The 22,574-nt window shown below is 41.2% G+C and carries 14 protein-coding genes; 6 read left to right on the top strand and 8 right to left on the bottom strand.

Annotation, left to right across the window (positions count from 1 at the left end; translation table 11 throughout):
* Positions 1 to 60 precede the first annotated feature (60 nt).
* The 3 genes from H6G92_RS20615 to H6G92_RS20625 all read left to right on the top strand — a co-directional run bounded on the left by H6G92_RS20615 (position 61) and on the right by H6G92_RS20625 (position 5,885).
* Positions 61 to 2,850, top strand: a complete 2,790-nt coding sequence (locus H6G92_RS20615; RefSeq protein ID WP_190895464.1) for a DUF3131 domain-containing protein — start codon at positions 61 to 63, stop codon at positions 2,848 to 2,850.
* A 415-nt stretch (positions 2,851 to 3,265) separates the two neighbouring features.
* On the top strand, positions 3,266 to 5,248 hold the full coding sequence (locus tag H6G92_RS20620; RefSeq protein ID WP_190895465.1) for a glycosyltransferase: 1,983 nt from the start codon (positions 3,266 to 3,268) through the stop codon (positions 5,246 to 5,248).
* 310 nt (positions 5,249 to 5,558) lie between these two features.
* Positions 5,559 to 5,885, top strand: coding sequence for an STAS domain-containing protein (locus H6G92_RS20625; RefSeq protein ID WP_190895466.1), 327 nt, complete (start codon positions 5,559 to 5,561; stop codon positions 5,883 to 5,885).
* 43 nt (positions 5,886 to 5,928) lie between these two features.
* Here the strand turns inward: H6G92_RS20625 and H6G92_RS20630 are convergent, their stop codons facing one another.
* Complete coding sequence (locus H6G92_RS20630) at positions 5,929 to 7,119, bottom strand: SpoIIE family protein phosphatase (RefSeq protein ID WP_190895467.1); 1,191 nt, start codon at positions 7,117 to 7,119, stop codon at positions 5,929 to 5,931.
* A gap of 150 nt (positions 7,120 to 7,269) precedes the next feature.
* On the opposite strand from H6G92_RS20630, the gene H6G92_RS20635 reads away from it, so the two are divergent.
* On the top strand, positions 7,270 to 7,686 hold the full coding sequence (locus H6G92_RS20635; RefSeq protein WP_190895468.1) for an ATP-binding protein: 417 nt from the start codon (positions 7,270 to 7,272) through the stop codon (positions 7,684 to 7,686).
* Positions 7,687 to 7,721: 35 nt separating this feature from the next.
* On the opposite strand, the gene H6G92_RS20640 is transcribed toward H6G92_RS20635, so the two are convergent.
* From H6G92_RS20640 to H6G92_RS20665, 6 genes are all read right to left on the bottom strand, one after another.
* The gene (locus tag H6G92_RS20640) at positions 7,722 to 12,398 is read right to left on the bottom strand and encodes a response regulator (protein WP_190895469.1); all 4,677 of its coding nucleotides are present in this window, start codon (positions 12,396 to 12,398) and stop codon (positions 7,722 to 7,724) included.
* Positions 12,399 to 12,470: 72 nt separating this feature from the next.
* Positions 12,471 to 13,832: a hypothetical protein gene (locus tag H6G92_RS20645; RefSeq protein ID WP_190895470.1), complete on the bottom strand. Its 1,362-nt coding sequence runs from the start codon at positions 13,830 to 13,832 to the stop codon at positions 12,471 to 12,473.
* 681 nt (positions 13,833 to 14,513) lie between these two features.
* Positions 14,514 to 14,726 carry a CopG family transcriptional regulator gene (locus H6G92_RS20650; RefSeq protein WP_190895471.1) on the bottom strand — a complete coding sequence of 71 codons (213 nt, stop codon included), beginning with the start codon at positions 14,724 to 14,726 and terminating at the stop codon, positions 14,514 to 14,516.
* Between the two features lie 51 nt (positions 14,727 to 14,777).
* Positions 14,778 to 15,458, bottom strand: a complete 681-nt coding sequence (locus H6G92_RS20655; protein ID WP_190895472.1) for a response regulator transcription factor — start codon at positions 15,456 to 15,458, stop codon at positions 14,778 to 14,780.
* Between the two features lie 207 nt (positions 15,459 to 15,665).
* Positions 15,666 to 17,099, bottom strand: a complete 1,434-nt coding sequence (locus H6G92_RS20660) for a sensor histidine kinase (protein WP_190895473.1) — start codon at positions 17,097 to 17,099, stop codon at positions 15,666 to 15,668.
* Positions 17,100 to 17,843: 744 nt separating this feature from the next.
* The gene (locus H6G92_RS20665; RefSeq protein ID WP_190895474.1) at positions 17,844 to 19,871 is read right to left on the bottom strand and encodes an amylo-alpha-1,6-glucosidase; all 2,028 of its coding nucleotides are present in this window, start codon (positions 19,869 to 19,871) and stop codon (positions 17,844 to 17,846) included.
* Between the two features lie 580 nt (positions 19,872 to 20,451).
* On the opposite strand from H6G92_RS20665, the gene H6G92_RS20670 reads away from it, so the two are divergent.
* A complete protein-coding gene (locus H6G92_RS20670; RefSeq protein WP_190895475.1) occupies positions 20,452 to 20,715 on the top strand; it encodes a hypothetical protein in 264 nt (87 codons plus the stop codon).
* A 573-nt stretch (positions 20,716 to 21,288) separates the two neighbouring features.
* On the opposite strand, the gene H6G92_RS40400 is transcribed toward H6G92_RS20670, so the two are convergent.
* Positions 21,289 to 21,414: a hypothetical protein gene (locus H6G92_RS40400; protein WP_277926765.1), complete on the bottom strand. Its 126-nt coding sequence runs from the start codon at positions 21,412 to 21,414 to the stop codon at positions 21,289 to 21,291.
* Positions 21,415 to 21,954: 540 nt separating this feature from the next.
* Between H6G92_RS40400 and H6G92_RS20675 the strand changes: the two genes are divergently transcribed.
* Positions 21,955 to 22,314: a hypothetical protein gene (locus H6G92_RS20675; RefSeq protein WP_190895476.1), complete on the top strand. Its 360-nt coding sequence runs from the start codon at positions 21,955 to 21,957 to the stop codon at positions 22,312 to 22,314.
* Positions 22,315 to 22,574: the final 260 nt, after the last annotated feature.

Consider the following 22,574-nt stretch of genomic DNA (forward strand, 5'->3'; position numbering starts at 1 on the left):
CTAGCGCTACTCGACTCTATCGATAGCTGTACAGACGCGCTCCTAACTCCTTCTTTGCTTATGCTATACAAGCACCATCAACAAAAGCTGTTGAGATGGATTGCACTATTCCTAGTTGGAACATTTCTGCAATTGTTGTTTTACATCCCGACACCAGCCTTATCTCAAAATTCCAATAGCTGTAGCAATATTACAGCCCCGCTCACATCTGAAGAACAAACTTATGCTCGTGCTGCTTGGCAGTATTTTGTCAAAAATTATCAGCCAGCAACGGGATTTACCAATTCTACTGGGGGTTATCCTTCGGGTACACTCTGGGATATGGGTAACTACTTGATGGCGTTGAATGCTGCACGATGGTTAAATCTTACTGACCAAGCAGACTTTGATGCACGCCTCAACAAGTTTTTGACGACTCTTAGCAGCTTGAAGTTATTTGAGGATGCGTTGCCAAATAAAGTTTATAATGCAGCCACTGCACAGATGGTTGATTATGGTAATAATCCACTTGAGCGGGGTATTGGTTGGTCTGCTTTGGATGTTGGGCGAATATTAGCTGCGTTTGATGTCATCCGTACCTGTCATCCGCAATATAATGATTGGCTTAAAGGAATTGTAGCAAAGTGGCAAGTGGCGCGATCGCTCAAAGATGGACAACTTTACGGTGCTACTGTTCTCCCAGACGGCAAAACATTACTGGTGCAAGAAGGACGACTCGGCTATGAAGAATACGGCGCGAGGGGTTATCAACTTTGGGGTTTTTCTGCACCGAAAGCGATCGCTTTTGAGCCATTTAAGTTAGTCGAAATTAATGGTGTCCAAATTCCCGTTGATACCCGTGACTTTCAAAGCACTAACGCTAATAATTACATTGTTAGTGAGTCTTATATCCTTGAAGGGATTGAATTTGGCTTGCAAGGCGAGTTAGCTGATTTTGCTGCCAGGGTTTTAGATGTGCAAAAACGGCGTTTTGATACCACAGGTCAGTTGACTGCGGTTACAGAAGATAATATCGACCAAGCGCCTTATTTTCTCTATAACACCGTCTATGCAAACGGTGCAAACTGGGCGACAATCACCGATGCCAATCAACCTTATCCACAGTTTCGCAGCATCAGTACCAAAGCTGCTTTTGGTTGGCACTATCTTTTTCCAGATAATGCTTATGCTCAAAAAGTTTTTGATGCAGTCAAGGATCTTCGCAGTCCTGATGATGGTGGTTACTATGCTGGTATTTATGAAGAATCAAAACAACCCAATAAAGCTTTAACAGGTAATACTAATGGGCTTATTCTGGAGATTTTATACTACAAAGCTAAGGGAAATCGCCCTTTAATTGCTTCTGGTTCTGCGAGTGTGTCTACTGGTAAGCCCAGTGAGAATGCTTCTGCTGCAACACCCTCAAATCAACCGAATTCTACTACTGCTAAGACTCCGATCGCAACCCCTGCGGATACTTCTAAACCTACAGAAGTGGCCGTTGCACCTATTCCCCCAGTGGATAGTCCCAAGCCATCATCTAACCTGAAACTAGATCGGCCACTGTCAGTAATTGAACGGCGCTATGCGGAAGCAGCTTGGCGATACTTTCAAGCGAATTATCATTCCAAAAGTGGGCTGATAGACGATCGCAGTGATTTTAAAGGTGCAACTCTTTGGGGATTGGGAGATTATCTCGCAGCCCTCCATGCAGCGCGATCGCTCGATATAATTACTCCCAAAGAATTTGACCGACGCACCCGGCATCTTTTAGCAGCCTTGACAAAGTTACCATTATTTGCAGGAGAGCTACCTGGTCGGGGTTACGATACGCGATCGCTACAACCAGTAGATTATGGTGGAAATCCGATTTCAGAAGGAAACGGTTGGTCAGCTTTAGATTTGGGTAGATTGCTGGCAGCACTTTACAACTTAAAAACCTGTCATCCACAATACACGGCTGCTGTAGATAAAATTGTGTTGGATTGGTCATACTTGCGTGTGGTGCGCGAAGGAATTCTCTCCAGTGCTACTGTTACCAAAGATCAAGACGGGCGATCGCTTACTCGCGTCAACCCCGAAACCCGTTTAGGTTATGAGGAATATGCTGCTCGTGCTTTTCAATTATGGGGGTTTAATGTTGATCGTTCTGCTGTTGGCGGTGAATATCAAACAGCTTCAGTAGAGGGAGTAAAAGTCCCAATCCAACGTCGTCGCACAGATACCAACTCCAAAGTTAACCAATACACAGTTAGTAATCCTTTCTTGCTCTATGCACTGGAATTTGGACTAGATCCAAAAATGCGATCGCTCTTTGAACCAATTTTTCAGGCGCAAGCTGAACGTTACCGTCGGACTGGCACTCTCACAGCCTCAGCCACCACCTTGATTGATCGTAAACCTTACACTGTTCACAGTTCAATTACTGGGCAGAGTGAATCTTGGGTAGCTTTAGGAGATAACGGTCAACCTGTACCAAAGGGGCGATTGGTCAGTACAGCAGTCGCTTTTGCTTATCATGCCCTGTTTCCAGAAAACAAGTATAGTCAACAGTTACTGCAAGGAACGACTGACTTATACAATCCATTAACCGGATTTTATGAGGGTTTCTATGAAGCCACAGGTAAAACAGCAATTGGTTTCACCAGCAGCACCAACAGTATGATTTTGCAATCCTTGCTGTACAAAGTGATGAATCAACAACCCCTAATTCGTCCGACTACCAACATGAAATCTCCTTGGTGGCAAGCTGTTACCAAAGGAGATTCTGGGCGAGGTCTACCTAGTACTGCCACACAACAAAGCAGGTTAATTTCTGATAATTCTGGAAGTTACTGGGTTTCAGGTAGTAAAGGACACCAAGACAAGTAGATGTAGGGATGCAAAGACGCGACGCGTCCTTGCGTTCTCTTTCACTACCCCTACCCAGTAATGTTGCGTTGGTAATAGGTTGTTAGTAATGAATTGAACTAGGGAATACTTGTTCTGAGGGTATGCAGATGATTTAAATGGAGATAGGACTTACGTACAATAAATCCCCCAATCCCTGATAAATTGGGGCTTTTAGGGTTCCTCCTTTTTTAGGGGGGATCTAGCTTTCAGGTTTTCAGTGCGTAAGTCCTGGGAGATGCCAATTGGAACAATCATTTTTGGGACTTACACACACTCTATTAATTCTCCGCACTCTTCTCTAACGAGACGCTGCGCGTTGGCGATAACCTGCGGCCATTGGTATCAACTAAAGCTGAAAGCCAGCCTAGAACCAGCAATTTAAAATACTACTAAGATGACATCAGTTTCTATTAGTGATAATTCCTCAAACTTTTCAGGTAACACTCGTTCATTACTCAAAAAAAGAACGCTGTTATTTCGCTACCTGGCAGAAATAAATTTAATTTTTGGTATCTGGTATTTGCAATGGCGCATTACCCATTCCATCAATTTTGATGCGCTATGGATCTCTATTCCTTTGCTGATAGCAGAAATTTATAGCTATTTTGGCGGTGTAATGTTTGTGATTGGGTTATGGCGTCCTTTAGTGCGACAGGTTAAGTCTCTCGACCAGATGATCCCACCTCTAGCCAGATCCGAATGGCCAACAGTAGACGTGTTTGTGACCTGCTACAACGAGCCGCCGGAAATTGTAGAAGAAACTGCTAAAGCTGCTCTGAGGATGGATTACCCGCCAACAAAGTTACGCGTTTATGTCTTGGATGATGGGAGTTCGGCTGATATGCAAGCTATGACACAAAGATTGTGTATTGAGGATTTGCAGTCACCACTACTACAACAAGAAGCAAATCGGATTGATGCAGAACACTCTTGTTTGCTAGAGCGCCTGAAGCAACTGGAAAATTTAACACCTAATACTCAAGCTGCTGAACAATGGCTGCAATCATCATCGGAACTAGTAGTTAACCAGTTTGCTACCGAATTTGTGCAAAGTTTGCGACAGTTTATTCTTTGGTTACCTCCGAATCATCAAAGTATTAGTGAACGTCTAGCTACCGAACGCAAAGCCTTAGAAGAAGCTATCCGCAAGAAAGAATTGGAACTGCTGGAACTCTCCCGGTTTCGCTACATAGCTCGTCCCAAGACACCTGGCGTAGCGCATCATGCTAAAGCAGGCAACATCAATTACGCAATTTTTTCTGGAGAAACGGCAGGAAATTTTATTGTTACTCTCGATGCCGACCATATTCCCAAGCCAAATTTTATTAAGCGAGTTCTGCCTTATTTCTATACCTATAATCTTTCAACAGGAAAATACGACCAGAATCAAATTGCTTTTGTCCAGACCCGCCAGGATTTTTACAATATTCCTCCAGGCGATCCTTTTGGACATCGAGCAAATTTATTTTATGGGCCACTTCAGCAAGGTAAAGATGGCATGAATGCTGCCTTCTATACGGGCACAAATGCGATACTAAGGCGTGAGGCATTAGTTAGTGTAGGACTGCAAAATTTTGCTGATGAATTTGCCAAAGATGAAAAACGTTTAGATGAATTTAATTTAGTTGGTGGGGTATCGAGTAATAGCATTACCGAAGATATGAATACAGCCATGCGTCTGCATAGTGCTGGCTGGAAATCTATTTATCACAATGAACTTTTGGCAGAAGGTTTAGCGCCAGATGACCTGAGTTCTACTCTTAAACAACGGCTACGCTGGGCACAAGGAACTATCCAAGTGCTAGTGAGGGAAAATCCATTGACAAAATCAGGGCTAACCTTTTGGCAAAGGTTGCAATATTTTAAGACGATGTATAGTTATTTTTCTGGTTTTGCAACTCTGGTTTTTATTTCTTGCCCAATTATCTATTTTTTTACGGGCATTGTTCCAGTTAAAACCTATGGAACTGACTTTTCCCTACACTTTTTCCCAGCTTTTATTATCAACCGTCTCACTTTCCTAGCAGCTACTTGGGGGATTCCAGCTAGAGAAGTTTGGCGCTCTGAACAATATGCTATCGCTTTATTTCCCTTATTAATCCAAGCTGTATGGAGTGTGTTTACAGGACAAAAAATCAATTTCCAAGTAACACCTAAGCAACGGCAGTCTGGAATTTATCTCCGGTTAGTTTGGCCACAGTTAGCTGTTTTTATCTTTACTATCTTAGGGATATTATGGAGTCTTTACCGTTTTGCAATTGGTCATCTAGATTATCCTTTGGTTCACCTACTCAATGGTGCATGGGCTATCTATAACTTGTTACTTTTGTCGGCGATCATCCGCGCATCCGTTTGGCAACCTCCGAAAGAAGTCTAATAGGGAAGTAGGGACAAGGAGAATAACTCTTAACTCCCTTGCTGCAATAGCTAATAATCACCAAGCAATCAAACACAGCTATAGCAGTCCTAAATCATTTGTGAAAATTATATATCTCTTTTTTTTATTATCTTTGCGTCCTTGGTGTTCTTGGTGGTTCGTTTCCTTATCTATATTTTTCACGACACATTTAGGATTGCTAGAATAGCATATAAAATACAAAATTATTGCTATGCATCTTGCAGTTTACCTTAGGCAAATGCCAAAATATGAATAGATATTTTCAATTCAAAATTAGGAAAATACAACCATGAATACAAGTGTAACAGTACTAGAACTATCTGGTATTTTAGATGGGATTAGAGGGAATGAACTACGTCGTGAAATTAGCGGACTTCTGGCAAACGGAGCCGAGATTTTGTTGCTTGATATGAAAGAAGTAAAGTTTATTGATAGCTCTGGTTTAGGTGCTTTAGTATCAGGAATGCAAATGGCGCGAAATGCTAACGCTAAACTTTTTGTCTGTTCTATTAACGATCAAGTCAGGATGTTGTTTGAACTGACTAAAATGGATAGAATATTTCAAAGCTTTGCTGATCAAGATGAATTCAATCGTCAAGTATTGGCAATACAGTAAGCTGGTAGACAATAAAAGAAATGAATCTGCACATTTGGCTATACTAACTAAAGTTAACTTTTACCAAAGATAAGTCATCATCAAGATTATCTTGAGCATTTAAAGTGAGAATCTTCGCTAATAGTTGATTTGGGTTACACCTATCTTTCAGACTATATTCTGTTAGTAAGTCAATGAAAGCATCAATACCCCAAATTTTACCATCTGACTGATTAATTTCATAAGCACCATCACTAAAGATGTATAAAGTGCTGTTTTCTTCGATTTCAAAAACAGCATCCTCAAATTGAATATCAGGTAAAAAGCCAATTGGTAGGTCTAAAGAACTTAGCTGTTTAACTTGGATGCTTGTTGTAGAGGTATTAGATAACAATAAAGCTGGTGGATGTCCGGCGTTAGCATAAATAAGTTGACGTTTCAGGCGGTGATAAACTCCATACCAGATTGTGAAGTATTTATCACCGTGATTCCTCATTTGGAAGGCGTGATTGAGCGCTTTTAGGACTTCACTAGGTTGACAAAGGTTTGTATTTGGTAGAGATTGCGATCGCAAAACATTCAGCACAGATACAGATAGGAGGGCAGAACCCACCCCATGACCTGATACATCCAACAAATAAATTGCCAAATTATCCTCGTCAATCCAATGATGGTCGAAGCAATCGCCTCCTAGTTGCGCTGAAGGAATAAACAGATTTTCTGTAGTTACTGATCCTACAAGCGGTGAGGGTAGAAGCGATCGCACATAATCAGCGGCCTCAGATAATTCTGCTTCTAAAATTTGCTTTTGGGTTTGCAAATCCTGATTGAGTGTCTCTAAAGCTTGCTTTTGACTTTGTAGATCCTGATTTAGCTGGTGTAACCTTAGTCCTGCTCTTACCCGTGCTTTCAATTCATTCATCTCTATTGGTTTAGAGATAAACTCATCTGCTCCAGCGTCAAGTCCCCTAACTCTATCTTCCTCCTCTCCTCGAGCTGCTCCCCTAGCTGTCAATAGAATAAAAAAAGTAGTTGCCAACTCTGGATCTGTTCTAATTCGACGACACACTTCTAGCCCATCTACCTGAGACATCATCCAGTCACAGATAATCAGAGCAGGACGTAGAAGCTGTGCTTGTGTAATTCCTTCTTCACCATTGCTAGCAATAGTGGTATCATAACCCTGATTTTGGAGTGTTCTTTTCAGTACTGTTCGCACTATAGGGTCATCATCAATAACCAGAATTTTAAACATAAATTAAATTTTGCTAAGTAGATTCAAAAGTCAGTAATTGCCCTAATTAAACTTATATGTAATTTAGTTTGAAATGTATAGTGAAATTACTCAAATTAAATAAATTAATTACCGATTATGATCATCTCAAAATATTTTCTGGGTTAAGAAGTGAAAAATAAAATTTACCTAAAAGTCAACACAGACCTGACAGCATCGCCTCAAGTTTTGTCTTGGTTCGAGCAGATTAATCAACCACCTATTCCCAATAAACAAATTTGGTGGCAATGCCAAACACTTTTGATGGAAGGCTTTACTAATATTGTTGAACATGCCCACAAAAATTTACCTATTGAAACTCTTATTGAGATAGAAGCTGTGCGGTTAGATGAATATATAGAACTTCGCATCTGGTCTCAAGGTGAACCCTTTGACTTAGAGCAACGATTGCAGCAAACATTTGAATTTGAGGATAACGATCAAGAGCGTGGGCGTGGTTTAAAAATCATGTCTACCATTGCCGACAATTTGAGTTATGAGCCGACAGGAGATAATCGTTACTGTTTATTTATTAGTAAATATTACTAAAGTTACAGCGGGAGTTTGGGCCCAGGAGTTAGGAGTTAGGAATTAGGAGTCTTGATTAAAAATTCTTGAATTAGTTTAAGAAACTCTTCTAACTCTGAGATTAAATTAGTAGTACCTCGACGTTCTTGATTGTGAGCTAGTTGTTCTAGTTTTTCTGCGGCTAGATGCATGGTTGTAGCTCCAACATTGGCACTGGCACCTTTAATTTGATGGGTTTGGATCGCCAGTTGCTCAAAGTCATGATTTGCGATCGCTATTTTAATTACCTCTAGACGAGGTTGAATATCTTCAACAAATATTTGCAGTAGTTCCAATTCAAATTCTGGGTTATTTTCCGAGAGTTGATGCAAACGTTCCCAATCTATTGGGAGGTCAACTGAACCTACATCTGTTGTAGAAGCTGTCTGCTCTAAGGCAACAGTTTCTTTTTCCATAAATATCATACTTCCCCAACGCTCTAGCGCCGCAGCCAACTTTTCTTTCATTACTGGCTTACTCAGATAGTCGTCCATTCCGGCATCTAGACACAGTTGTTGATCTTCTTTCATGGCATTAGCTGTCATCGCAATTACTATAGGACGACGACTATTGACAAAGCTAATTTCTTGCCATCGATGAATTTCTTTTGTGGTTTCTAAACCGTCGAGAACTGGCATTTGGCAATCCATGAGAATTAAATCGTAGGGAATTTTTTCCAATAACTGCAAAACTTCTTTCCCATTACCAGCAACATCAGCGCTATAACCCAGGCTTTGGAGTTGTTTCAAGGCAACTTTCTGATTCACCAGATTATCTTCAGCTAAAAGAATTCTAAGTTTGGTGGAGTCAGAGCTAGGAGAATGATAGTTGCTGTTGTTTTCGTAATGACTCCTGTTAGCAAAGCGGGGCGTAGCCCATTCTGACTCCTCTTGTTCTGGCTGCGTTCCTAAAATAGTCATGATGGTATCGAGGAGTCGGGACGGTTTGACAGGTTTGACCAAATAAGCTGCAAATCCTATTTTTAGCGCTCGTTGGATTTCATCCCGTTGATTAGTAGAGGTAAGCATAATCAAATGTAGACTAGCGATCGCTGAATTTGCCTTAATTTGTTCTCCCAAAGTCATGCCATCTGTTTCTGGCATTTGCATATCAATCACAGCAACGTCATAGAGATTTTTCTGCTTGGCAGCCTCCTGAATAGCTTTGAGGGCAGTAGCAGCCGAAGCAGCCTGATCTACCTGCATTCCCCAACGAGTAGCTTGATGGTGGATGATTTTGCGATTAGTGGCATTATCATCTACCACTAACAAGCGCCGATTAGTCAGAAGTCCGCGTTCGCTTTCTGAGGAAATAGGGTGAAGTTGCTGGGCAAAAGTTACTTCAAACCAAAACTTAGATCCTTTGCCCAACCGACTGTCTACGCCAATTTCTCCTCCCATTAAGCTCACCAGTTGCTTGCAGATGGCTAATCCCAAACCTGTGCCGCCATATTTGCGGGTGGTGGAAGCATCTACTTGGGTAAATGGCGTAAAGAGTTTGCATTGGTCTTCAGAGGTAATGCCAAGACCAGTATCTGTGATGGCAAAGTGGATGGTGGCTGTAGTAGAGTTTTGCGATCGCAATTCTGCTCGTAGTACGACCTCTCCATTACTGGTGAATTTGATCGCATTGCTGATCAGGTTCATGAGAATTTGCCGCAGGCGGCCAGCATCGCCTTGCAGATGGGTGGGGACATTGGGATAGATTAACGCGGCAATTTCTAATCCCTTATTATGGGCTGGGGGAGCCAATAATTCCAACACCTCTTCTACACAGGTAGATAAGTTAAAATCTAGAGTTTCTAGTGCCATTTCCCCAGCCTCAAGTTTGGATAGATCCAAAATTTCGTTGATTAGGCTTAAGAGAGCGTCTCCACTAATGCGAATTGTTTCGATAAAATCCCGTTGCTCCGAGTTTAGGGGAGTTTCTAACATTAAGCCTGTCATGCCCAACACAGCATTCATCGGAGTTCGGATTTCATGGCTCATGTTCGCCAAAAAGGCACTTTTAGTTTTAGAAGCTAATTCAGCTTGATGACGGGCAATTTCGAGTTCTTTTCGCTGTTGAGTTTCTGCGTTTAACATTTGAGCTTGGGCTAAGGCAATACCTACTTGATCAGCTATTTGCCGTAAAAGATGAGTTTCAAAGCTAGACCATTGGCGGGAACTGCCGCACTGATGGACAATCAACAAACCGCAGAGTTCTTCTTTAACCAGAATCGGTATGACCAAATTGGATTTGACCCCAAATTGTTGCAGTAATTCTATGTGGCTTTTTTGGACTTCAACTAGATCAAAATTAGCAAGCCCCAGATGCCGTTTTTGACGGTACTGCTGTAGATAGTACTGCTGTGTATATTCCGCTTGAAAGTAAGCATTGACTAGCTCTTTGTCTTTGATTGTCAGCCAGCCAGAAACTACTGCTTCAACAATGGTGGTTCCAGATCCATCTGCCAAAGGTTGATAAATCAAAACTCGATCGCTATGGAGGATTTTTTGTACCTCCGTAACACTGATTTGGAGAATTTCTTTGATTTGTAAAGACTGACGAATCTTGAGGGTGATTTCAGTAAATAGTTGCGATCGCAAGTTTTGCCGTTGAAGTTCTTCTTCTGCCTGCTTGCGCTCAATAAACTGCCCTACTTGCTCACCAATAGAATGCATTACTGTTGCCAAATCTGGGTCAGGTTGCTGGATCTCATGGCTAAAGCAGGTAATGACACCGAGGATTTCTTTACCTGTACGGATCGGAAAACCGAAAGCTCCGTGTAGTTCTGCTTGGGCAGCAATTTGAGAGCGGATGAAATTCTGATCTTTAACTACATCAGCAATCCAAACAGGTTCAGCACTAGCCCAGACACGACCAGGCAGCCCAATTCCTGGCGCAAACGTAGTCTGCCGACTTAGGATGTCAAATTCTTGCATCTCAAAGGAGATTTTATACCATGTATTTAGCAAGGACAATAGATTTGCTTGCTGATCTACTATCCAAAATTCACTACAAGTCCATCCCAAACTTTCGCAGATTCCTTGCAGGATTTGGGGCATAGCTTCGTTGATTGTAGTTGACTCTGCTAAGACGCGTGTTGTAAAATACTGTGTTTTCAAATGTTGTTCAGTTCGTTTACGTAAACGAAGCTCCTCGTAAACATCACTGATGTCAATACCCGTGGCAACAATGTATTCAACGCAACCCTCATAGTCTTGCAAGGTAGTATTAACCCAGGCAATGAGCCGCCGACTGCCATCCTTCGTTACCCAATAGCTTTCGTATTCTTTGCGCCCTTCACCAGATCGCAACTGCTCAAAAACTGTTTTAACCAGCCCTACCTCTTCAGGAAGTAAAAACAGGTTCCAGAAATGCCTTCCTCTCACCTCATCAAATGAGTAACCAGTTGTTTGTTCACAAGCTTGATTGAAGCGAACGATTTGCCCTTGCGTGTCAAGAACTATTACCAAAGCGCTTGCCGTATCAAGGACTGCTGAGATAAAGTTGCGTTCTTGGTTTAGTGTTTCCTCTGTTAATTTACGCTCTCTTACCTCATGAGAAATGAAGTAGTAGACTATACCTAGAATCAGAAAACTCAGGAAAATAGCGATCGCAAGTGTCAAAACCGTGTTTTTAGCACTGGCTTTTGCAGCTTGTGACTGCTGTTGCAGCAACCCTTTATCCTCATTCTCTATCTCATAAATGATCTTGCGGATATCATCCATGAGATGTTTTCCCTGATTTGTCTGGATTAACTGCAACGCCGCCTCGAATCCCTGATTTTGACGCAGGTATATAGTCTGCTTGAGTATGGCAAGTTTTGCAGCTATCAGAGATTCAAGAGTTGCAAACTGCTTTTGTTGGCTAGGTTGATCTGCGATTAAATCCTTCAGTTCTGCAATTTTTTGATCGATGTTTGCAACTACTGCTTGATAAGGTTCCAGATAACTTGCTTGTCCAGTGAGGATGTAACCGCGTTGTCCAGTCTCAGCATCCTTCATCTCGGACAGTAATTCTTCCAGTTTATTGATTTTCTCTTGGGTTTTTTGTATCTGATTACTAGTATCAATCAATATGCGTGTGTTTTGATAAGAAATCACGCCAATCAAAACTAAAATTGCCGATGCTAACCCAAATCCTCCAGCTACTCTTTTAAAAAATTGTTTGCGTCCCTTCTGTGCTTGTTTGTGTGTACGACTCGCCAATACTAAACTTGCTAAAGTGCGCCGCATTTCTAATTGCTTGATTACGTGGCGACCTAGAATTCGTAATGCTTCCACTTGTTCTGGAGAGAGATTTCTTGGTACACGGTCAATTACGCAAAGTGTTCCTAGTGCATATCCTTCAGGGTTAGTTAGTGGTACACCAGCATAAAACCGAATATTAGGGTCAGAGGTGACTAACGGGTTTGTAGCAAACCTTTCGTCAACTGTTGCATTAGGCACAACAAAAACCTCAGGTTGCAGAATAGCATGGGCGCAGAATGCCAAGTCTCGCGGTGTTTCTAGGGCATCCAAACCAACTTTTGACTTGAACCACTGGCGATCGCTATCAATTAAACTGATTAAGGCAATGGGAGTTCCACAAATATATGAGGCTAAACGGGTAAGGTCGTCAAAAGCAGCTTCCGAACGAGTATCGAGGATTTTATACTCCAAAAGAGATTCGATTCGCTGTGTTTCATTATCAGGTAATGGTGCTTTCATTCTTAAGTCTCATACTATTTTGGATTTTAGATTTTAGATTTTGGATTATTTATAAGGTTTACCCCCTGCCCCCTAAAATTTGACCCGCAACTGTCCTGTCAAGGAATTACCACCGTAGGCACTTCCGCCAGTTTCTTGATTTCGGACATTACTAAAGCTATAGCCGAGGTCTGCCTCTATATTTGGTGAAACCTTTGCTGTACAGCGCGTTTGATAGGTATAGGCGTTGTCAAATTCTCCTTTAAGTCGCTGCTGTCCTAAGTTAGCAGCGAGGCGACAGCGTAAGAACTTAGCAATATCTCCTTCCCAAGCCACCTCAGCGTTGTAAACCAGAAAATCTGGTGGGGAAAAATAGCCACTTGTGCGTTCTAAATCGCGATCAAAACTCCAACTGAATAAGTTAGCTGCCAGAGAAAACTGTCCGAACTTGCGCTCTAGCCTACTAAATGACTGCACCTCGGAATTATTATCGTTGTAACTACCCAAACGCAATGATGAAAACAAGCTAGTGTTACGGTTAATCTGCCAGTATAAATCAGGCCCAAATCGCCAAGCAGTAATTTGATTGTCTAAAGTTCGAGCATTCGATTTATAAGGCCCTTGTTCTAAATTACCTGATAGTACTACTACCGATAGCAATTGACCGGATGACGAAACTTGCGGCGGCGAAATCGGAACCTCCACCTTAGCATTGAGATTGATAGCTGTAGGTAAACGATTGAACACATCGACTCCGGCCGCTGTTTGCAGAGTCACTTGCCCAATTTTTCCCTGCCATCCAACTTGTAAGGGAAAATTCGTTACTGATTCAACCCCGCGTTGCTCAAAGAAGTTAAAACCTGTCTTGAAAAATATTTTATTGCCATTATTCAATCGAAACTGAAGCGTTGGTTCAAAAAAGAAATTGGTTTGGCCAAAGTTGTCTGTGTCATAGCGATAGTCAGTATGAAGACTTTCCAAAACTGCATCTGGCGTTTCTGGTTCAGTGGAAGTTGTTGCTGGGCTAGAATTCTGTGGTGGTTCGGGTAGCGGTGCTTGGGGTAGCGCTGGCGGTAATCGCAGATCAGGATTGAAGTTTTCGGGTGCCGCAATCAAAATAGGTGTTGGCTTTAATCGATAGGGGAGCGGCATCGAAAATTCTAGTTCGCCCTTAGCAAAGCCAACAGCCAAAGCTCCTGCTTTCAAATCTCTGTGAGTTCTAAATTTTGAGTATCGCTCTGCTGACTCAGGATTTACTTTAGTGACTTGCTCGGTCAATTCTGGAGTTGATTTCCAGGTTTGATGTGCTTGGGCAGCTTGTAACTTAGCTTCTGATAATATCCAAATACTTACGCTACAGATTACTCCCAATTGAATCTGTAGGCATCCCAAAATCAACTTAGTGTACAAACTATATCGAGAAACAAAGAGATAACGTCTAAAACTATCTGCCATAGGACGATACTATAGTTGTAAATCAAAAACTTGCTGCCAAAGAGTTTTCTGGCTGCTAGCTGATGTATTCAGCTTGGGATTATGATGCCCACAATATATCCTTGTTAAGACATGCCAAAGGAAAAAGATGTTACCTGAGGGATGATTAGTTAAACATAAGTAGTGAAGGGGAAGTGCTTTCTTTCATGCTTAACGATCGCGCGCTACGTAAGCTGTTAAGCATTTAATTTGCACATTGAGATCGCAGGAGGGCAGGGGGCAGGGAGCAGGGGAGAGGGTTTGCAGCTTTTATTACCATAAAAATCGTGCAATTTAAATGACGATTAGCTTACTAGACTTGATACCAAGTCCGGCTAATCACTTTTCATTAAAATCTTTTTGCGTAAGAGTCTCTGCCACACGCTGCCGGATCTTGCTACAGACAACTCTAAACGTCAGCCTAAACAATAAGTTTTTTAAGCAATATGATCTGAGGGGGCATTTAACCCCCTCACTTGTCCCGCAATTAAGAGTCACCGCCATACCAGAACGGTTGGTGGGATTAGTTTTGCGGACATCTAGATGAAACAGCAAAAATTATACCAAAAGAATAGAAAACCCAACTTGCCGATGCCTGATCGTCTATTAGTGTTACCTGTCGGCAAATCAGGGTGGCAGATTTCTAAGATTTGGTAGGAATAGTTACTGTGATTTTGACCAACTGCCAACTGTTCTTGTTGAGTCTGCTGTTTCCATCTCAGGGTTTTCAGCATTGTCAACCTCAAGAGTTCGGAGCAGTTCTCGAACTACGTCTGTTGCTGGTCTTCCTGTTAAAGCACAGTAGGATTCCAGTTTCTTCATTTCCTCAGTTGTGAGATTTATTGTCAGTCGTTTAACAGCCCATTTTTTATTCATAATCCTCTTTTTGTCGTTAATATGTTCCTTTTTGCCGAAATCACCAAGTCATTACGATTGCTCCCGCAGTGCATAACCTACACCACGGAGTGTATGAATCAAACGCTTTTCATTATTGTCTTCTAACTTGAGTCGCAAATAACGAATATAAACCTCAATAATATTAGAATCACCCATGAAGTCGTAACCCCAAACTTTCTCTAAAATTTGGTTTCTAGTAAACACCTGACGGGGATGTGAGAGGAGGTATTCTAATAAGTCAAACTCTTTTGCTGTTAACTCAATGCTTCGTTTTCCCCGAAAAACTTCACGGGTGCGGCGATTTAAGCTTAAATCTTCAAATTGCAACAAATCCTCTTCTGTTTCTTGCGTGCGACGGAGATGAGCGCGAATTCTAGCTAGTAATTCCTCAATGCTGAAGGGCTTAACTACATAATCATCGGCTCCCGCATCTAATCCTGCGACGCGATCGCTCACTTCATCTTTTGCTGTCAACAAAATTACTGGTACTGTACTGCCTGTTGTCCGTAAACGGCGACAAATTTCCAAACCTGTCAACCCTGGTAGCATCCAATCCAGGATCGCTAAATCTGGCGATGAGTCTCGCGCCAGGGTTAAACCAGCAATACCATCATGGGCTACACTTACTTGATATCCTTCGCTATTAAGTTCTAATTCGACAAATCGCGCCAGTTTGATTTCATCTTCCACTAAAAGGATATGTGCTGTCATATTTTTGCTCCTAAAGCAGGTAATGTGAGAATAAAAGTGCTACCATAACCTGGCTCTGCAAGGACGGCAATTTTGCCTCCCATACCTTTGCTAGGTGTTTCACAATATATCAACCTAAGCCTGCTTTGCCAGTCAAACGAGCGCGGGACGGATCAACTTGGTACAAGGGTTCAAAAATGCGAGACTGCTCCGACAAAGAAATGCCATTCAGATAGAAGGGCTATATGTAGGTAAACTGATTGTAAATATACTCCCTTCCCCTAACTTTGATTGAACACTTACACTACCCCCCATACCTTCTACAAGCGTCTTAACAATCGATAAACCCAAACCACAACCCCCAGTAGTATGAGAGCGGGATTCATCTACACGGTAAAATCTCTCAAAGATCCGTGCTTGCTGTTGCAAAGGAATGCCATAGCCTTCGTCACAAACTTGAATAATTGCCTTGTCTTGATGTTGATTTAATTTAAAAATTATAGGTGTATCAGCTTCAGAATACTTAATAGCATTATCAATCAAATTTAATAATACTTGTTTGAGGCGGCTGTAGTCTGCTTTTACCTCAATTGGGTAAATTTTGGACTCGATTGTAATGATGCGATCGCTATAGTTTTCTGCCATCATTACAACTTCTTCAACCAAGTCATTTAGCACATAAGATTTCATTTGAAAGTACAAGTAACCACTATCTGCTCGTGCTAAATCAAGTAAATCTTGTAATAAGCGGATAGTTCGTTCAGCTTCCGATGCAGCAGTTTCTAAAGCTTCTTGTTGGGTTTGGGTTAAGTTATTCTGTCTTCGCAAGACGCTTTGCAAATAACCATGTACAATCGTCAAGGGTGTGCGTAATTCGTGAGAAACATTACTTACAAATTCTCGTTCTTGCTTCCATGACTGGGAGAGACGCGATAACAGCATAGTTAAGGTTTGAGCTAATTCTTTAACTTCGCTTGGTGCATTATCAAAATATAACTGCGCTTGTCCTAAATCTTCAGCAGAAATCACAGAAGCCATTTGATTTAGCTGACGCAGAGGTTGCAAAGAGCGCTTAATATAAAATGCGATCGCAGATGTTAATACAAGAATTGCCAAAATACTAGTAATCCCTAAACTCTGCACCATTACCACAAACATTCTTTGTTCGCGGGTAATATCCTTTACTACAAATAATTCACCGAGTAACTTACCCTGCACTTGCACAGAACTACCGCATAAAACAAAGTAGCTTTGGTTCACTTTGTAAACTTGTGGTTTAATCGGCATCTTAGTCAGGGACATTAACTCAGCTACCGTAGTATCAGATAACAAATCCAAAGGCGCAGATTTTACTAAAATTTTATTATCAGGACTTTTTAGCCATAATAATGTATTGGTATTTGCCAAATTATTAATAGCCTTTTGCAATCCAGTTTCAGGTTGCATCATTTCACTATAAATTTGCACATCTTGCGGCAAGCGTTGGGCGATTTGTTCTATATTATATTTATGACTATCAACTAAAATTCGCTGCATTCTCCAACTAGTCCATGTAGCAAGGCTACCTAATACCAAAGCTGAAAAACCAGCAATGCCAACCGTGAGGCGTGACTGTAAGGAAAATGGGTCTATATTTATCCAATTCTTTTTGATTTGCTTCACTGTTCTGGTTGCACTTTAGATGTAGAAAAAGAAAAAGGCTTTATCAATAAAATCAGACTGCTAAATGTAAAGTTACTGTCAACCACTACATCTTTAGTTATAGCTGATTTGAACTTACCTTTATTGCATATCTACAGTGAAAAGGGCAGAAATTCCAAAAAGATTGCTGAATATTTTTATTTCATTGCCTTCTTAACTCCACAAATCTTTTTCTAGTAATAATTTAAATGCATTTACTACTAATTAAATTAATTTCCGCTGAGAATTACCTTAAAATTTGTACTCCCATCTGCTTTAATTTTATACTCTTGATTGTATTTAAGGGTTGAAAGTAGCTTGTCCTGCTTAATCCTGTTAAAAATTTATATTAAGTTTTAGCATGGATTATTATGGACATAGATTTTCAGCATAATAACAAGTTAGCTGTACATTCAGTTGAGGTGTTGTGAAATTTCTTTTTCCTAGCGACTACTTTAATCTCAAGATAAAGTGTAAAGATGGTACTAAGTGAATCGTAGAAATTGGTGATGGGCAGGTATCATATCATGTCCGCTTAATTAGTTATTATTCAGGGCATCTATGCAAAAATCTTAAAACTCTCTTTCCCCCTGCTCCCTGCCCCCTGCGGTCTTAATGATAAGTCTTTTACCGGACATGATATCAAATATTGTTGGATGGACGGCTGAACGTTTTGCTCAACTTTGGGTGGGGTGATAGGTAACGAGTCGATAGTTATTCCCCGCATCAAATCTCCGTCGCTAACCAAGCACGCAAAACCTCAGCCACTGTCCATGCTTGAGCAATACATCCCCGTGGAGTCATCGGGGCATCACCATCAAAAATTTCGCTGAGACTGCCAACACCGTGTGCAGTGAGATGATTAGCCATTGGTTCCAAAAATTGACGAGCCTGTTCAGGATTTTTGTAGACGCGCAAGTGTGCTAAGACGAACGGCCCCAACAACCAACCCCAAACTGTCCCCTGGTGGTAAGCTCCATCACGTTGATACTGATTGCCACCGTATTTACCCTGGTACTGAGGATGATCAGGGGCTAGCGATCGCAACCCATAAGAAGTCAGCAGCATTTGCCCGCAAGCTTCCACCACACCCTTTTGCTGGGCAGGTGTGAGTGGACTTTCTGGTAATGACACAGCAAATATTTGGTTAGGACGCAATAACGCATCATCACCATCAGGACTATCTAGAACGTCATAGCAATAACCTGTCTCGTCATTCCAGAAGCGAGAAAATCTATACTTTGCCCGGTCTGCCATTGCCTCATACTCTTGGTGTGGTTTACCAAGCTGACGGGCAAATTTTGCCATTGTCCGTAAAGCATTATACCAGAGGGCATTAACTTCAATCGGTTTGCCAATTCGGGGCGTTACTACCCAATCATCAACTTTGGCATCCATCCAGGTCAGTTGCACACCAGCAACGCCTGCATAAAGTAAACCATCGGCTGCATCGAGGTGGATGTTGTAGCGTGTACCGCGACAGTGCCAATCAATGATGTCTGCAAGTATGGGAAAGAGTTCACTAAGCAAAGTATCATCATCCGTAGCGCTGTAGTAGGCGCGGACTGCTTCAAAATACCAGAGGGTGGCATCGACTGTATTATATTCTGGTTGCTCACCCGCATCAGGAAAGCGATTTGGCAACATTCCTTGATCTACATATCTGGCAAAGGTGCGAAGAATTGAGCGTGCTACCTCTGGGCGACCAGTGGAAATTGTCAAACCAGGTAGACTAATCATTGTGTCGCGTCCCCAGTCGCTAAACCAGTGATAACCAGCGATGATGGTTTTGCCGTGGGGGTCTTCTGGTACTGGGCGATCAACAATAAACTGGTCAGCAGCTAGTACTAGATGGTTGATCCAGCTAGGTGATTCCTTAGTTTTCAGGGGTCGATTAGTTTTCCAAAATCCTGTTAACTTTTGCTCTTGAGCGCGACGTAACTTTAGTGCAGCTTCACCATTGAGATTTGGTTGCTTTTCTGTGGTGGCTACAAAGGCGATCGCTTCTCCAGAATTCAGTGTAACTTCAAAGGTGGCGGCGTGGAGGTGGTCTTCTTTATCTCTCAATCCCCGATAGCGTTCAACTGCTAAGTCAAAACCATGATACCAATTGTGGACAAAAGATACACTAGGGCGTGAAGCGTTGCGTAGCTTGCCGCCATAGGCATCGCCTTTAGGCGAATCACTCAGTAGATACAGTGGTACAGCACCTGGATAAGCAGTTACACCAATCCCCTGTTCTACCTGCTCAACAGACATCTGCCAATCATTGCTTTGAGTATCGCTGTGATAATCACGGTAGTTGACCATTGCTTTGAGCGTCAACTTCAGCGGTTGGGTGGCACGACGCAGAGTATATTGAACATAGGTTGTGTTAGCGCCTTGTTGCATCCACACCCGTTTTTCTAACAAGGCATCAGCAACAGCAAAACGCCATACAGGAATTGTACCTTCCAGAGAAAAACGTTCAATATTTTGATAACCCTGGGGACTGACAATACCATCAGCCCAACGATTGGTGTCTAGAGAATAAGAGCGAGTATCATACAGGACAGTTTCATCTAGTTTTGCCAGCAGTAATGTACGACCCAGAGGTGGTTTCAATGCTGCTACCAATAGACCGTGATAGCGGCGGGTCAATAAACCAGCCACAGTCCCAGAAGCATAACCACCAATACCGTTAGTAACTAACCACTCCCGCGACTCTGCGGTGTCAAGATTGCCGCAGATTTCCCGCCCAAATTCAATACACATAACAGAGCAATTTTTGGTTAATCCCAATTAAAATCTTACCTGCTAATCAGGGCTAAAATTCATTAGATTAAGCAATATTAAATACTAGGATCTTTGGGAAAGACATTCCAGTAAGTAGAAGCTAAAATGTCTCTAAACGATTTTTTAATAAATTTATTAATTACGTAAATTAAATTATCATTTGAGATCAAAGGTTATATATACAGTTTTATCCTCTCCATAAGGTGGGCAAAAGATGATATTCACTCATTGCCACCAAGTTTTCACATTCTGGCAAATCAAAAGGGGAAGAATAGAGTTTTGAAAGATTTTGAACGTTGTATTCCTTCAGAGGAAAAATATCTAGAAGCATTCCACTCAATTTATCAGGGATTGACCAGTTTTAATTAAAAATTAAAGATTAAAAATTGAAAGAAATAATAATTTTTAATTAATTCTGGGTACAAGCCCCCACTGATAGCGCAGCGTTAGCGAGTCCACGAGCGTCTTGCAATTTTTAATTTTACATTATTAATTTTTAATTGAGTTGAATGCGGGACACAAAGCGATCTTGAATAAGTTGTATCAGCATTGTTATTTTATGAAGGACAATCGCAGATTACGTACTTGGGAGTTATCTGAAGCTGCGGGATATGACGGTGATTCTGCTGGTCAAATTGGTCATTTAGGTGAAAAATTTTGCAATTTCTTTGGAGTAAAATCTGGCGAATTTGGGCAGCCAGCACTTGCAATAATTAGTTGGTTTCCAGATGAAATCAATGGATATTGGTACATTGAGCTAATTCCTGAAGCAGCTAGAGCATTTAGTCGTTTTCACCTAGAAACTATCCAATGCAAATATTAATTTTATAGTAATAGGCTTGCGTTAAGGCTTGTAGTTAGCGATCGCTCCTCTCAGATTTTCCAGCACTGTCATTTGGTGTCTAACTGCGATCGCTTATAGTTATATTAGCTTATACCTGCGAAGATGTAGCAGGTGGCGGGATAATCTCAAGACCAAATTTTAGACTTGTCCGAAATATTAACTTAGGAAAAGAAAAATGGTAAAACGTTTAATTGAGTGCTTACCATTTTTCAGTATTAATTATGGTTTTTAATTATATAGCGGTTCTCGTTTACGTGAGGTACACCGGTAGGGGCACGGCACTGCCGTGCCCCTACGAATTAAAGCCAAACAGGAAAGCCAAAAAATTAGAATCAATGCGGCTGGTGGAGGTCGCCCAGATGGGTACTATTGAAGCCCCAGAATGATGCCGTCCTTAGTACGCTGTTCCAAAACAAAGCGCGGGTAGCCCCAGTGTTGGGGGATTGATATTGTGGGTTGCATTGATTTAATGGGGATTGTTGAGAATGTGGTGAGAGGCGTAGCCCGCTGTAGGTATCGCAGTTGTCAAGCGATCGCCTGGAATGAGAACAATTACGCCATTACTAACTCTGCTTTCTCCAGCATATGTTGCAATTTATCGCCAGTTAGCTGTTCTAACGGTTGATCTAAATGTTTTGGAATCTGAATATGGGGACAACAATGGTCGCATAAGGCCATTATAGCGAGGTCAAATATCCAACCTGGGCGGATTCTTCCAACTCAAGGTGGCTCTTACTTCGGGGCAGAAGCCGGGTTTTGACTTCTTGCTCTGGTGTTAGAGTTATGACCCTAAGCTTGTGAAATTATCAAGAAGTTAAAGTTAATAATTATTTTTATTTAGTATTTTAACTGTCTTAACTGTCCAGTTAACTGTCTTAACTGTCTTAACTGTCCAGTTAATAAAGTTAACTGGACAGTTAACTGTCTTAACTGTCCAGTTAACTTTTTACTTAACTGTTTTAACCCTATTGCATTTTGTTGATAAAGCTGAGATGATTTATTAGTTAAGAGTTATGTGTAAAGCTAGCGTTTATTAATAACTTAGTCATCAAATCAAGAGTAAAAAAAGATAAAATTATATAGTCTTAACTTAATTTGAGTGGTAATAGCTCTTATATATCTTGTTATATCTTGTTAGAAAAGTTTTATTTACTAAAATTTAATCTCGTACCCCTATTAATGTTTTAACCAAGAATGTAAGGATTTTAGGTAATTACAATGGACGAAATCGTTAAAAAACTTGCTGGTCTAGGTCTTCCTGGTATAATTCTCGTGATTTTAACGGTTACATCAGGAGGTAGTTCTGCCGCCATTGCAGCTACTCTTACAGCATTAGGAGGGCCGTTTGGTGTCGTTGGAGGTATAGCCCTGCTTGGTCTAATAACAGTTGTAGGGGATGCTGTAGCAGGATATGGGCTTGAATCCATTGTTAAGGCTATTTATAAAGAACGTAGCAAAAACGAATCTGTTCAAGTTCTCCTCAAGGAGATTAAAGATTTACCGATTACTGAGGAGCTAAAACTCAAATTGAAAAATGAACTTAGCCCAGAAAATTTTACCGATACCCAAGAGGTTTAGATTACAAAAATAGTTTAAGTTATTGAGAATTTATTTTGATGGCTATTTCTTAATTCATCTCAACTCAGTTTGAGAAAAATTATATTTAGCTAATTTCATTCTCGTAAGAACAAAATTTGTCTTCTTCTAACCAGCTATATATTAGCCAGTACAAGCTGTTTTCACACCGCCAATAATAAGAGTGCTAAAGCGAGCTAAATCCATCTATTTTTGGAAACTTTTTTGAGATAAAAAGACCTCTGCTCGCGCATTATTTGTAT

The organism is Nostoc foliaceum FACHB-393 (assembly GCF_014698505.1).
GTDB lineage: Bacteria > Cyanobacteriota > Cyanobacteriia > Cyanobacteriales > Nostocaceae > Nostoc > Nostoc foliaceum_A.